This is a genomic window from Xanthomonas sp. 1678, from assembly GCF_031455575.1.
Lineage (GTDB): Bacteria > Pseudomonadota > Gammaproteobacteria > Xanthomonadales > Xanthomonadaceae > Xanthomonas_A.
The window spans coordinates 87,373-100,481 of record NZ_JAVDSZ010000007.1; the positions used below are offsets into that span (position 1 = coordinate 87,373).

General features: G+C 70.3%; 15 protein-coding genes. 6 read left to right on the forward strand and 9 right to left on the reverse strand.

All coding sequences use genetic code 11. The features are described 5' to 3' along the window. Positions 1-60: 60 nt before the first annotated feature. The 5 genes from J2Y70_RS13780 to J2Y70_RS13800 all read left to right on the forward strand — a co-directional run bounded on the left by J2Y70_RS13780 (position 61) and on the right by J2Y70_RS13800 (position 3,618). Positions 61-795 carry a DUF6776 family protein gene (locus J2Y70_RS13780; protein ID WP_263396913.1) on the forward strand — a complete coding sequence of 245 codons (735 nt, stop codon included), beginning with the start codon at positions 61-63 and terminating at the stop codon, positions 793-795. A gap of 7 nt (positions 796-802) precedes the next feature. Beyond that, entirely contained in the window at positions 803-1,255 is a 453-nt protein-coding gene (locus J2Y70_RS13785) for a polymer-forming cytoskeletal protein (RefSeq protein ID WP_263396914.1), read from the forward strand. A 31-nt stretch (positions 1,256-1,286) separates the two neighbouring features. Then, entirely contained in the window at positions 1,287-1,673 is a 387-nt protein-coding gene (erpA, locus tag J2Y70_RS13790; protein WP_053836095.1) for an iron-sulfur cluster insertion protein ErpA, read from the forward strand. A gap of 47 nt (positions 1,674-1,720) precedes the next feature. Further along, the gene (gene nudC / locus J2Y70_RS13795; RefSeq protein WP_309918532.1) at positions 1,721-2,653 is read left to right on the forward strand and encodes an NAD(+) diphosphatase; all 933 of its coding nucleotides are present in this window, start codon (positions 1,721-1,723) and stop codon (positions 2,651-2,653) included. A 68-nt stretch (positions 2,654-2,721) separates the two neighbouring features. After that, entirely contained in the window at positions 2,722-3,618 is an 897-nt protein-coding gene (locus J2Y70_RS13800) for a hypothetical protein (protein ID WP_309918535.1), read from the forward strand. On the opposite strand, the gene J2Y70_RS13805 is transcribed toward J2Y70_RS13800, so the two are convergent. The 7 genes from J2Y70_RS13805 to J2Y70_RS13835 form a co-directional block, all read right to left on the reverse strand. Next, the gene (locus J2Y70_RS13805; RefSeq protein ID WP_309918537.1) at positions 3,615-4,022 is read right to left on the reverse strand and encodes a DUF2752 domain-containing protein; all 408 of its coding nucleotides are present in this window, start codon (positions 4,020-4,022) and stop codon (positions 3,615-3,617) included. The two genes, J2Y70_RS13800 and J2Y70_RS13805, sit on opposite strands and share 4 nt — an antisense overlap. 5 nt (positions 4,023-4,027) lie before the next feature. Next, a complete protein-coding gene (locus J2Y70_RS13810; protein WP_263396918.1) occupies positions 4,028-4,369 on the reverse strand; it encodes a CD225/dispanin family protein in 342 nt (113 codons plus the stop codon). 93 nt (positions 4,370-4,462) lie between these two features. After that, positions 4,463-4,885 (reverse strand): DUF2752 domain-containing protein, encoded by a 423-nt coding sequence (locus tag J2Y70_RS13815; protein ID WP_309918540.1) that lies wholly within the window; start codon positions 4,883-4,885, stop codon positions 4,463-4,465. A 70-nt stretch (positions 4,886-4,955) separates the two neighbouring features. Then, on the reverse strand, positions 4,956-5,237 hold the full coding sequence (locus J2Y70_RS13820; RefSeq protein ID WP_263396920.1) for a CD225/dispanin family protein: 282 nt from the start codon (positions 5,235-5,237) through the stop codon (positions 4,956-4,958). 56 nt (positions 5,238-5,293) lie between these two features. Beyond that, positions 5,294-5,593 carry a CD225/dispanin family protein gene (locus J2Y70_RS13825; protein ID WP_263396921.1) on the reverse strand — a complete coding sequence of 100 codons (300 nt, stop codon included), beginning with the start codon at positions 5,591-5,593 and terminating at the stop codon, positions 5,294-5,296. Positions 5,594-5,685: 92 nt separating this feature from the next. After that, positions 5,686-7,608, reverse strand: a complete 1,923-nt coding sequence (locus J2Y70_RS13830) for an MFS transporter (RefSeq protein WP_309918543.1) — start codon at positions 7,606-7,608, stop codon at positions 5,686-5,688. Between the two features lie 363 nt (positions 7,609-7,971). Beyond that, positions 7,972-8,862 carry a LysR family transcriptional regulator gene (locus tag J2Y70_RS13835; protein ID WP_263396923.1) on the reverse strand — a complete coding sequence of 297 codons (891 nt, stop codon included), beginning with the start codon at positions 8,860-8,862 and terminating at the stop codon, positions 7,972-7,974. Positions 8,863-8,968: 106 nt separating this feature from the next. Here J2Y70_RS13835 and J2Y70_RS13840 point away from each other — a divergent pair, with 106 nt between their 5' ends. Beyond that, positions 8,969-10,180 (forward strand): MFS transporter, encoded by a 1,212-nt coding sequence (locus J2Y70_RS13840; RefSeq protein ID WP_309918547.1) that lies wholly within the window; start codon positions 8,969-8,971, stop codon positions 10,178-10,180. On the opposite strand, the gene yccS is transcribed toward J2Y70_RS13840, so the two are convergent. Both yccS and J2Y70_RS13850 read right to left on the reverse strand, forming a co-directional pair. Then, complete coding sequence (gene yccS, locus J2Y70_RS13845; protein ID WP_309918552.1) at positions 10,125-12,383, reverse strand: YccS family putative transporter; 2,259 nt, start codon at positions 12,381-12,383, stop codon at positions 10,125-10,127. The genes J2Y70_RS13840 and yccS overlap by 56 nt on opposite strands. A gap of 22 nt (positions 12,384-12,405) precedes the next feature. Then, the gene (locus J2Y70_RS13850; RefSeq protein WP_309918555.1) at positions 12,406-13,080 is read right to left on the reverse strand and encodes a uracil-DNA glycosylase family protein; all 675 of its coding nucleotides are present in this window, start codon (positions 13,078-13,080) and stop codon (positions 12,406-12,408) included. Positions 13,081-13,109 lie beyond the last annotated feature (29 nt).

Below are 13,109 nucleotides of genomic sequence, written 5' to 3' on the forward strand. Positions count from 1 at the left end.
GGCCGGCCGAACCCCCGCGAGGATCGACGCCGCTGCCGCCTCGGTGGCGCGGCTTTGACGATGAACCGACCCGTCCCCCGTTTCCAGATCGTGCCCAACGGCGCCGCGCCAGTGCGCGGGCGCGGCCTGTGGCTGCTGATCGCCGTCGCCTGGCTGCTGTCGCTGGCCGGAACCTGGCTGCTGGCCAGCCGCCAGGCCGCGCCGGAGCTGGGCGATGTGCGCACCCAGTTGCGCGAGGCCGAACGCAAGCTGCAGGCCCAGCAGCGGCAGATCGAGACGCTCAACCAGCGCCAGGCCACGCTGGCGCGCTCGGACCAGATCAGCCGCGCCGCCAACAACGCGGTGCAGAGCTCGCTGGCCGAACGCGACGAGGAGATCGCCGGGCTGCGCGCCGACGTGGCCTTCTACGAGCGCCTGGTCGGCGCGACCAGCCAGCGCAAGGGCCTGACCGTGCATTCGGCGGAGTTCTCGGCCGAGGCCGGCGGCACCTGGCACTACAACGTGGTGCTGACCCAGAACCTCAACCGCGGCGCGATCAGCCAGGGGCAGATGCGCCTGGCGGTGGAAGGCGTGCGCGGCGGCAAGCTGACCAGCGTGGGCTGGGACGAACTGCACCAGAAGAGCGGCGTGCCCGGCCAGGACTATTCGTTCCGTTATTTCCAGCAGTTGGACGGCAGCGTGATCCTGCCCAAGGATTTCACCCCGCAACGGGTGCGAGTATCGCTGTCCGGCGGAGGGGCGCCGGTCACCCAGAGTTTCGATTGGACACTGGCCGGCAACGGCAAAGGGGAATAGGCAGCTTATGTTCGGAAGCAAGAACGGTCGCAGCAGCGGCCAGACCGTGGTCGATACCTTGATCGGCGCGCAGGTGGTGATCCGGGGCGATCTGGTGTTCAGCGGCGGCCTGTACGTGGAAGGGCGCATCCTCGGCAAGGTGCTGGCCGAGGACGGTGCGCCGGCGACGCTGACCCTGTCCGAGCACGGCAGCATCGAGGGCGAGGTGCGTGCGCCGATCGTGATCATCAACGGCCAGCTGATCGGCGACGTGCATGCTGCCGAGCGCGTGGAACTGGCGCCGAAGGCGCGGGTGCAGGGCAACGTGCACTACCAGGTGGTGGAGATGAACGCCGGCGCGCAGCTGACCGGGCGGCTGATCCACGCCGGCAGCATGGCCGCGCTGGCCCCGCCGGAGCACCTGCACGAGGAGCCGCAGGCCGAGCCGGCGCAGCGCGTGCTGACCAAGGCCGAGGCTTGATTCGGCCCGTCGCCGCCCCCATCCTGCTGCCATGAGTACTCTCGTTTCCCTGCCCAGTGCCGCGCCCGCGCCCGACTACCAGTCGCTGGAGCGGCCGCTGAACTTCACCCAGGCCGCCGCGGCCAAGGTGCGCGAGCTGATCCGCGAGGAAGGCAACGACGCGCTGGCATTGCGCGTGTACATCCAGGGCGGCGGCTGTTCCGGCTTCCAGTACGGCTTCGAGTTCGACGAGAACCGGGCCGAGGACGACCTGTCGGTGCGGACCGACGAAGTCACCCTGCTGGTCGATCCGCTGAGCCTGCAGTACCTGATGGGCGCGGAAGTGGATTACAGCGAAGGCCTGCACGGCGCGCAGTTCGTGATCCGCAACCCCAACGCCAAGACCACCTGCGGCTGCGGCAGCAGCTTCAGCGTGTAACACGCCGCGGCTTGCCGGATGCGTGGTTTGCCTGCACCCTGCGCCGCATGTCCGAACTGACCTCCGCTTCCTTCGTTTTCGCCGACGCGGCCGTCGACCGCGCCGATGCGCTGCGCAACGATCCCGAGGCGCTGCGCCGCGCTTGGCCCACCGCGCGCCTGCTGCTGCTCGATGCCGACGGCAACGCCTACGCCGACGCGCAGGGGCAGCCGCTGGCGCTGACCGGCGCGGCGCTGGGCGACGCGGTCGCGCAGGCGATCTTCCTCGGCCTGCGCGACGGCACGGCCTGGTTCGCGCTGGCCGCGGCCGCGCTCGATGCCCAGCTTGACCCGCCGCAGCGCATCGACCTGCGCCGCGCCGCGGCCGAGTGGCCGGCCGCCGCGTCGGGCCTGTTCGCCTATGCGCGCGGCATGCTCCACTGGCAGTCGCGCACCCGCTTCTGCGGGGTCTGCGGCGGCGCCATCGCGTTCGGCCGCGGCGGCTTCCTCGGCACCTGCACGCAGTGCGCCAGCGAACACTACCCGCGCGTGGACCCGGCGGTGATCGTCGCGGTCAGCGACGGCCGGCGGCTGCTGCTGGGCCGCCAGGCGAGCTGGCCGGCGCGGCGCTATTCGGTGATCGCCGGGTTCGTCGAACCGGGCGAGTCGCTGGAACAGACCGTGGCGCGCGAAGTGGCCGAGGAAACCCAGGTGCGGGTCCGGCCCGGCAGTTGCCGCTACTACGGCGCGCAGCCATGGCCGTTCCCCGGCGCGTTGATGCTCGGTTTCCGCGCGCTGGCCGAACCCGATGCGCCGCAGGTGGATGGCGAACTGGAAGACGCGCGCTGGGTCGAGCGCGACGAGATCGGCGCCGCCCTGCAGCGTGCGGCCACGCTCGGCGACAGCGCCGACGACGGCCACGGCCTGCGCCTGCCGCCGCGGATTTCCATCGCGCACGCGCTGGTCGTGGACTGGTACCGCCGCGACGGCGACCACGCCTAGCCGTTGCGCCGGTCCGGCGCGGCGGTTGCCACTGCGCACACGCTTCAGAACGGTCCCGGAGGACCTGCATGTTCACTACCCTCGTCGCTGTGATCGTTGCGCTGGTGCTGGGCCATGTCGCGCCCGGCATGGTCGCCTCGTTGCGGCGCTTCGATGCCTACGGCGACTGGCTGTCGTGGCTGGATGCGCACACCGGCGAGGGCAGCGCCTGGCGCGGCCGCTACGGCATCGCGCTGGCGCTGCTGCCGGCCGTGCTGCTGGTGGGCCTGCTGCAGTGGTTGGTCAGTGCGCCGCACCTGGGCCTGCTGGCCTTGCTGTTCGGGGTGCTGGTGCTGGCCTTCAGCTGGGGGCCGCGCGACCTGGATACCGACGTGGAAGCGGTGATCGAGGCCGACGACGTCGCCGCGCGACGCGTCGCGGTGGCGCAGCTGCAGGCCGACGGCGGGCCGCTGCGCGAGGATCCGGCCGGGCTGGTCGAGGCGGTGGCGGTCAGCGCGCTGCGGCGCTGGTTCGCGGTGCTGTTCTGGTTCCTGCTGCTGGGGCCGGTCGGCGCGCTCGGCTATCGCCTGCTGGCGCTGGCCGCTGCCGGGCCGTACGCGCCGCGGCTGCCGCTGACCACCGCACTCGGCGCGCGCACCGCGCTGGCGGCGATGGAATGGCCGGTGGCGCAGCTGATGACCTTTTCGCTGGCGCTGGTCGGCAACTTCGAGACCGTGTTCGGCGCCTGGCGCGCGGCCGGCGGCAACCGTTGGCAACTGGACAGCGGCTTCCTGGGTCCGGTGGCCTGCGCCAGCGTGCGCGGTGAGCTGGACGAGGAGGCGCACGACTACAGCGATGCCGGCATGGCGGTGCCGGCGCTGCGGCGCCTGCCGGAACTGCGCGATGCGATGAGCCAGATCTGGCGGGTGCTGCTGTTGTGGCTGGTGCTGCTGGCGTTGCTGGTGATCGCCGGCTGGGTCAGTTAGCCCGGCGCGAGCAGGGTGAACGGGAACCACGGCAGGTTGCGCGCGATCCAGTAGCCGGGCAGCGCCAGCAGCCAGAAGTTCGGCCGCGATACCACGGCGACCACCGGCGCGAACCACGCCGCACGCCAGCCGGCCTTCCATGCGATCAGTCCCGGCAGCACGGCCAGGCCCAGCATCGCCCCGGGATTCATCGCGAAGGCGCCGAGCGGATCCAGATGCACCAATGCGTGCAAGGCGCGGGTCATGCCGCAGCCGGGGCAGTAGTAACCGGTGAGCGCATGGAACAGGCACGGCGCGAACGGATTGTCCGCGGCGTTGGGATCGAACCGGTACAGCATGGTGGCGCCGGCCGCCGCGATGGCGGCGCCGGCGCCGAGGCACGCCCGTTGTTGCCAGGCGCGCATGCCGGTCAGCTCATCTGCTGCATCTGGTTCACGTAGTCCATGTAGCCCTGCATGCCGCCGGTGGCGACCATGCCGACGTTGATCAGCAGGCCGATGATGGCCAGCGCGGTGGTCACCCAGCACCAGGTCTTGGCGTTGTTGGAGGCGCGCCGCGCGCCGTCCAGGTCGCCCTGGTTGAGCAGCCCGTTGACCTTGCTGGAGAACACGATCGCGACGATGCCCGGAATGATCGACGGGCAGCACAGGCAGAAGCCGAGCACCGTGGCGATGATCGCCCAGGCCAGGTGATTGGGGATCGCGCCGGGCGCGGGGGCGGGCGGGGGCGTGACGGGGCTGACGGTGCTCATGTGGATCTCCTTGAGTGGCTATGCGCTGGGCATAGGGAGGAGTCTAGACGAGGTGGCCGTCCGGCCTCCATCTTTTGGCCCGGGCCATTGCGCTCAGTGCGGCGCCAGCAGCGCGAACGGAAACCACGGCAGGTTGCGCAGCACGGCGTAGCCGAGCAGCAGCCACAGCCACAGGCGCGGGTCGGCGAGGATCTTCAGCAGCGGCGCCAGCGGGCGCATGCGCAGCCCGGCGGCGTTGAGCGCCATGATCGCCAGCAGCGGCAGGGCCACCACCAGCAGCGGATTGCTCGCCAGCGCGTGGGCCAGATCCAGGTGCACCAGCGCGTGCAGGCAGCGGGTGCTGCCGCAACCGGGGCAGTACAGCCCGGTGAGGGTATAGAACGGACAGGCCGGCAACGGATTGCCCGGCGTATTGGGATCGACCCGGCGCAGCACCAGCGTCGCCACCGCAGCGGCAGCGCTCAGCGCGGCCAGCGGCAGCCAGCGGGGCAGGGGACGACCGCGCAGAAGCAGCATGTTCGGAAAAGAACGCAAGCAATCGGCAAGGGCCGCCGCTGCGCGCGGCAACGGCGGCTCTGCTCGTCGATCAGGACATGGACGACTGCTGCATCATGCCCAGGCCGCCCAGGGCGAAGATGAAGATCAGGTACAGCACGACCAGCACGACCCAGGCGATGACCGAGTAGATCGCCCACTTCTTGGCCTTCTCCGACGAGTCGCGGGCGCCATTGATGTCGCCGGCGGCGAGCTTGGTGTTGACCTGCGAGGCGAACACGATCGAGACGATGCCCAGCGGCAGGCAGCAGAACAGCGTGCTCAGGATCGCCCAAACGAGATTGTTGGACACTTGCGGTGCGGTGGTATTCATCCGTGTTACTCCGGTTGCGTGGTGGAACGAGGAAAAAAACGAAAAGGCGGGGAGGTTCAGTGTCCGAGCAGGCTGCCGAAGATCGCCAGTCCGCCGAACAGCAGGAACCACAGCGCGAGCAGGATCGGCGCGGCGAGCGCGGACCACATCGCCCACAGGCCGGCCTTGCGCGACGCCTCGCGGGCGCCGGCGACATCGCCGGCGGCGCGTTTGCCGTCCACCTGCGAGGCGTAGACGATCGACACCACGCCCAGCGGCAGACAGCAGAACAGCGTGGACAGAATCGCCCACACCAGATTGTTGGGGACGTAGATGCCCGCGCCGTTGGGCGGTGGTGGTGGCAAAACCTGACTCACTCTCGACCCCTGAAATGGACGCCGCTGCAGCATGCAGGCGTCTCCCCGGCGCCTAATCTACCTGAAGCGGCGTTTCCAGGCACCCCAAAGGTTCAGGCGGCATCCCCGCGCAGCTGCCGCACCTGCGCTTCCAGCAGCTCGGCGCTGGCCTCGGCGGCCGCCACCGGCGGCCCGGCGATCACCTCCACGTGCGCGCGGAAGCGGCGCGGCACGCGCATGCGCCGCAGCCGCGAGTCGCGCTTGCTCCACATGCTGGTCCACATGTTGCGCAAGGCCATCGGCAGCACCGGCACCGCGCGGCGCTCGACGATCTTCTCCATGCCGGACTTGAACTTGGCGATTTCCCCGTCCTTGGTCAGCGCGCCCTCGGGGAAGATGCACACCAGTTCGCCGTCGGCCAGCGCCGCATCGATCTCGTCGAACGCGCGCTGCATCAGCGCCGGGTCCTCGCGCGCGCCGGCGATCGGGATCGCCTTGGCGGTACGGAAGATCCAGCGCATCACCGGGATGTTGAAGATGCGGTAGTACATGACGAAGCGCACCGGCCGCGGGATCGACGCGGCCAGCACCAGCGCGTCCATGTAGCTGACGTGGTTGCACACGATCAGCGCCGCGCCCTCGTCGGGGATGTGCCGCTCGATGCCGTGCAGGCGCAGCCGGTACAGCGCGCGCACCATCACCCAGCTGAGGAAGCGCATCAGGAATTCGGGGACGATGCTGAAGATCCAGATCGCCACCACCGCATTGGCGATGGCCAGCGCCAGGAACACCTGCGGGATGCTCAGCCCCGGCATCGGCACGCGCACGCCGAACAGGCTCAGCTGCTGCATCTGCAGCGCGATGCCGACCACCGCGGCGATGACGATGAACATCGAGTTCTGGATGTTGAGCCCGGCGATGACCCGCGACAGTTCCGCCTTGGGCGTGCGGCTCTGGATCAGCGCGAACAGCGGCACCACGAACAGGCCGGTGCACAGGCCGATGCCGACCAGGTCGAGCATGATCCGCCAGCTGCCGGCCTGGCGCACGAACTGGCCGATGTCCAGCCCGGCCTGCAGCGCGCCGCCGGGGCGGGCGAAATACAGGTCGAGCATGAACGCGCTGATGCCGAACGCGCCCAGCGGCACCAGGCCGATCTCGACGGTGCGCCCGGACAGTTTTTCGCACAGCAGCGAGCCGGTGCCGGTGCCGATGGAGAACAGCGCCAGGGCGAAGATGTACAGGTCCTGCGCGCCGCCGAGGTTGAGCTCGGCGTAGGTCGGCAGCTGCGCGGTCAGCACCGTGCCGATGAACCAGAACCAGGACACGCCGAGCACCGCGTTGCGCACCGCCAGCTGGCGCCGGGTCAGGCGCATGATCGCCAGCGACTCGGGCACCGGGTTCCAGTTGATCTTCAGCTCCGGCGCGCCGGCATCGACCTTGGGGATCAGCCGCGCGACCAGGTTGCCGGCGACCGCCAGCGCGATCACCGCGGTGGCCGCGGCGACCGGGCCGTGGCTGCCGGCGATCTGGAAGATCAGCCCGCCCAGGATCATGCCGCACAGGATCGAGATCGAGGTGCCCATCTCGACCAGGCCGTTGCCGCCGGTTAGTTCCTCCGGCTTGAGCACCGACGGCAGGATCGAGTACTTCACCGGGCCGAACAGCGTGGACTGCAGGCCGGTGCAGAACAGCGCGACCAGCAGCACGGCCATGTTCTCGGTCAGGAAGCCGACCGCGGCCAGCGACATGATCGCGATCTCCATCGTGGTGGTGATCACCACCAGCCGCGATTTCTCCAGCTTCTCGGCGATCTGTCCGGCCAATGCGGAGAACAGGAAGTACGGCAGGATGAACAGCGCCGGCGCCAGGTTGGTGTACAGCGTGCGCTGCTCGGGGGTGACGCCCAGATAGAACAGCAGGCCGATGATCGCCTGCCGGTACACGTTGTCGTTGAACGCGCCCAGGCCCTGGACCACGAAGAACGGCAGGAAGCGGCGCTGTTTCAGCAGGGCGAACTGGCTATGGCCGGACATGCAGGCTCCTTTGCGAACGCGCGCAGCCTAGCAGGTTCGTTGCGCGGCGGAGGCGGGTGGCGCGGGGCAGGCGTGCTGTGATGCGGCCGGTGCCTGCGGTGCCGTCTGTGGGGACACGCGTGTTGCGGTTTGGAGGGGTGCCAAGGTGTCTTGCTCCGTTCGTCGCGACTGAAGTCGCTCCTACAGGGAGCGCGTGTTTGCGAACGCGCAGAGGCGGGGCTGCGGCCGTGCAAGGCGGCCGGTGCCTGCGGTGCCGTCTGTGGGGACACGCGTGTTGCGGTTTGGAGGGGGCGCCATGGTGTCTTGCTTCCGTTCGTCGTGGCTGAAGCCGCTCCTACAGGGGGGCGGTGCGGTGCGAGCCGGTTAGCTGGCTTCGCTGGCGTCCTCCTGCCCCTGCCGCAGCAGCGCGATCAGCGCGCGCGCGGCCGGGGTCGGGTCCGCGCGCCAGGTGGCGTAGGTGAGGAAGCGGAAGCGCTCGCGCAGCGCGATCACCGCCACGCCGTGCATCGCTGCGGCCATGGTCTGCGGCACGATCGCCAGGCCCAGGTCCTCGACCACCAGCTGGCGCTGCAGGTCGGCATGGGTGACTTCGTACTGCAGGCGCTGGCGCAGGCCGGCCTCGGCGAAGGCGCGGTCGATGATGCCGCGCACGCCGGCGCCGGCGATCAGCCCGGCCATCGGCGCGTCCTCCAGTTCGTGCAGCGCCACCTCGGTGCGCGCGGCGAAGCGGTTGCCGGGCGCGGCGATCAGCGCCAGCGGTTCCTCGTGCAGCAGCAGGCGCTGTTCGGGCAGAACGATGTGCGGGCCGACCCCGACCAGGGCTACGTCCAGCCGGCCCTCGCCCAGTTCGAGCAGCAGCGCATCGCTCATGCCGGTGCGCAGGTGCACGTCGACCGCGCTGTGCGCGTCGCGGAAGCGGCGCAGCAGCGCCGGCACCTGCACCGTGGTCAGCGAGGAGATCTGGCCGATGTGCAGGCGCCCGCGCACCGTGCCCAGGGTCTGCGCCATCTCCTCGTGCAGGCGCTCGGCCGCGCGCAGGGTCTCGCGGGCGTTGTGCAGGAACACCTCGCCGGCGGCGGTGGTGCGCACCTGTCGCGCGCCGCGCTCGAACAGCCGCGCGCCCAGCGCTTCCTCGATCTTGGCGATCTGGTGGCTCAGCGCCGACTGCACCGTGTGGCAGCGGCGTGCGGCGGCGGTGAAGCTGCCTTCCTCGGCGACGGCGACGGCGAATTCGAGCTGGCGTAGGGTCAGCATGGCATCTGCAAAAAAGATGGGTGGAGTGAAAACAATACATTGGAAAGATCGATCGTGCCGGCCCAGACTGGCGCCATTCCTTCCGCTCCCCCTTGGATTCCCGCTCATGGACACCTCCCCGCACCCCCCGATGCACCGTGGCCTGGTGCTGCTGATGGCCGCCGCCACCGGCCTGGCGGTGGCCAGCAACTACTACGCACAGCCGCTGCTGGAGGTGCTGGCGCAGACCTTCTCGATCGACGTGCGCAGCGCCGGTGCGGTGGTCACCACCGCGCAGCTGGCCTACGCGGCCGGCCTGCTGTTGCTGGTGCCGCTGGGCGACCGCTTCGAGCGCCGCAGCCTGATCGTGGGGCTGTACGCGCTCAGCGCGGTGGGCCTGCTGATCAGCGCCGCCTCGAGCAGCTTCGCGCTGCTGCTGGTCGGCACCCTGGTCACCGGGCTGAGCTCGGTGGCCGCGCAGATCCTGGTGCCGTTCGCCGCCACCCTGGCCGCGCCGCACGAGCGCGGGCGGGTGGTCGGCACGGTGATGAGCGGGCTGCTGCTCGGCATCCTGCTGGCGCGCACCGTCTCTGGGCTGCTGGCCGGCGCCGGCGGCTGGCATACCGTGTACTGGGTGGCCGCGGCGCTGATCCTGCTGGTGGCGGCGCTGCTGTGGCGCGCGCTGCCGCGGCATCCGGGCAATCCGCGGTTGTCCTATCCGCACCTGATCGGCTCGGTGCTGGCGCTGCTGCGCGACGAACCGGTGCTGCGTTCGCGGGCGATCCTGGGCGGGCTGCTCTTCGCCGGCTTCAGCATGTTCTGGACCACGCTGGCGTTCCTGCTGTCCGGCCCCGACTACGGCTACGGCACCGCCACGATCGGCCTGTTCGGCCTGATCGGCGCCGCCGGCGCGTTCGCCGCCAACCTCTCGGGCAAGCTCGCCGACCGCGGCGCCGGGCACTGGGTGGGCTGGGGCGGGCTGGCCATGCTGCTGCTGTCGTGGCTGCTGCTGGCCGCCGCGCCGCACTCGCTGTGGCTGCTGATCGCCGGGGTGCTGTTGCTGGACGTGGCGGTGCAGGGCGTGCACATCGGCAACCAGCACGTGATCTACCAGCTGGATCCGAAGGCGCGCAACCGCATCACCTCGGCCTACGTCACCTGCTACTTCATCGGCGGCGCGATCGGCTCCAGCCTCGGCACCGCGGCCTACGCCTACGCCGGCTGGCGCGGGGTGGTGGTCGGCGGCGTGGCGCTGGCGGTAGCGGCGCTGCTGTGGATGGGCATCAGCGTGCGGCCGGTACCGCAGAAGGCGGCGTTGGCGCCGACGCCGGAGCGGTGACCGCATGCGCGGCGGCGCGCAGCTTGGGCAGCAGGCGCAGGGTCAGCGCCAGCTGGTTGCGCACCAGCCGCCGCTTGGCCTCGTCGATCCCGTCCTCGTGTTCCAGCGCATCGGCCATCGCCACCTCGGCCGATTCGTCGGCCGGCGGCAGCGCCTGGCGCTGCGCCAGCGCGTCGGCGATCGCGCCCAGGGTGTCCTGCAGGTAACCGCCGGCGCGGTCGATGGCCGGGTCGGCTTCGCCGGCCAGCGCGGCGCGGTGCGCGCCCAGCGCCGACAGGTAGCCGAGCAAGGTATTTGACAGCGCCAGGAAGCGGAAGCCGGCATCCAGGTTGCGGCGGTAGCGGCCGGGTTCGCGCAGCATGTTGGACAGCGCCACCGACAGCGCGGCGTCGGCGTTGTGCATGTCGCGGCGGGCGATGCGGTAGGGCAGGTCGTCGCGCATGCCGCTGCGGTACTGCTCCAGCACCTGCGCCAGGTAGCGCGCGCAGCTGGCCAGCACGGTGGCCATCACCTGGTTGAGGCGACGGCCCTGCCAGTCGGGCAGGATCAGGAACGAGGCCGCCGCGGCGATCGCGCAGCCGATCAGGGTGTCGAGCAGGCGCGGCCAGATCAGCACGAAGCCGTCGCCGAGCAGGTTGAAGCAGAACAGCGCCATCACCGTGATCGCCGCGGTGGCCAGCATGTAGCGGTCGGTACGGGTGACGAAGAACAACAGCGCGCCGGCCAGCGCGAACAGCAGCTGCAGTTCGGTGCCGGGGAACAGCTGCATCAGCGCCCAGGTCGCGATCAGCCCGATCAGCGTGCCGGCGATGCGCTGCGCCAGGCGCAGCCGGGTGGCGCCGTAGTTGGGCCGGCATACGAAGGCGGTGGTGAGCAGGATCCAGTAGCCGTTGCTGGCGTGGATCGACTGCATGATGGCGTAGCCGACCACCAGTGCGATCGCCATGCGCAGCCCGTGCCGGAACAGCACCGAGCCGGGGGTGAGTTGCTGGCCGACGCGCACCAGCATCTCGCGCAGCGTGTGCGGCGAGGAGTCGCGCAGGCGCGTGTCGAGGTTGTCGCTGGTGGTGTCGGACTGCGCGGATTCGGACAGCCGCCGCTCGATGCTCTGCAGGTTGGTCACCAGCAGTTCCAGCGAGCCGAGCAGCCGCGCCTGGCGCGGATCGGCGCGGGCATGCAGGAAGTCCAGCGACTGGCGCAGGTCGGTGGTGGCCAGCTGGGTCTGCTCGCCGTATTCGAACGGCTGGCGCAGCCGGATCGCCTCGCCCAGCGCGGCGCAGGCCTTGCCCTGCAGGGCAAGCAGGCGCTGGCAGCGGTACAGCACGTCGCTGTGGAAGAACGCGTCGGTCAGCGCTTCGTAGGGATAGTGCGAGGAGCTGGCGCGTTCGTGGAAATCCTGCGCCATGTAGTACAGCCGGAAGTACAGGCCGGACTGCACGCCGGGCCGGCCGGAGCGGCCGAAACGGCTCATGATCGCGGTCTTGGCCGCGTTCAGCGCCGCCACCACCTGCGCGTTCTGCTCGGCCAGCGCCAGCCGCCGCGCGTGCAGGTCGCTCTGCCGCACCGGTTCGAACAATGCGGCCTTGAGCCGCAGGTAGCGGCCGAGTTCGAAGAACAGCCGCGACAGCCGCTCGCGCACCGGGCGGTTGGCGAACAGCACGGTCCACAGGATCGACAGCAGCCCGTACCAGGCGGCGCCGAGCATCAACAGGCCGATGCCGTGCCAGGCGCTGCCGCCGACGTGGCCGGCGCGGCCGCCGTGGTCGATGCCGATCATCGCGTAGATCGCCAGCGCCACCGTGGCCTGGGCGATGGAGGCGTAGCGCTCGCCGAGCGCGCCGAGCAGGGTCAGGGCGAAGGTGGACAGCGCCATGCCGGCGACGAACGCCAGCGGATACGGGAACAGCAGCACCACCGCGGCCGCGGCCGCGGCGAAGCACAGCAGCGACAGCAGCACCGACTTGATCCGGCCCAGCCAGTTGTCGTCGGTCTCGGCGATGGCGCTGGCGATGGCGCCGAGGAAGATCGCCGGCAGCGCGGTCAGTTGCTGCTGCTGCCAGCACACCCCCATCGCCACGCCCAGGGCGATGAACACGCGCAGGCCGTAGCTGGCCTTTTCGTGGGCCCACAGGCGGCTGAGGCGCGATTCGATCGAGGATTTCGGCACGGCGACACGATAACGCAACGGTGGCGCCCGGCGCATCGCGTCGCGCAGTCCCGTCCTCTCAGATCCGCAGTTGTCGCAGGCGCGCCTCGAGCAGTTCCGGAAAACGCTTGAACCAGGTCTGGTTGAGCGGCGAGGGATGCGGCAGCGGATGCAGGGCGAAGCGCCGCGACGTGCCGCGCTCGGTCTGCAGGTCGACTTCGATGCTCGCGCTGAAGCGCGCATCGTCGGCCCAGAACGCGTCCAGCTGCGCGCGCACCTGCTTGGGCTGGTCGATGCCGAACCACAGGAAGGCTTCGCGGCCGAGGGTGACGATGTCGCGGCCGCGCCACTGCTCGATCAGCAGGCGCCGCATCAGCGGATGGAAGCGTCGCTTCACCTGCATCGACCAGGCCTTGTTGCCGAGCGGTTTGTACGGCACGGTGTTGATCCAGAAGAAGGCGCGGCCGATTTTCAGCGAGGCCGCGAAATCCGGCATCGGCTGGCCGTCGTGCAGATGCCGGTACAGCGCCTTGCGCACGAGCTGCCCGCCGCTGCCGACGAAGGGCTCGCCGTGTTCGACCTCGCTGCGGCCCGGGTCGCGGCCGAAGAAGCACAGCCGCGCGTTGCGGCGGCCCAGGCCGATGATCGGCTCCAGCGGATCCTTGGCGTAGTCTGCGTAGACCTTGGTATCGATGCCGTCGGTCTGCGCCGCCAGCTCGCGGAATTGGGCGTGGAGGTCGGGATCCAGTGCCATGGAATGTCCTCGAATACCGATGGTGCAAC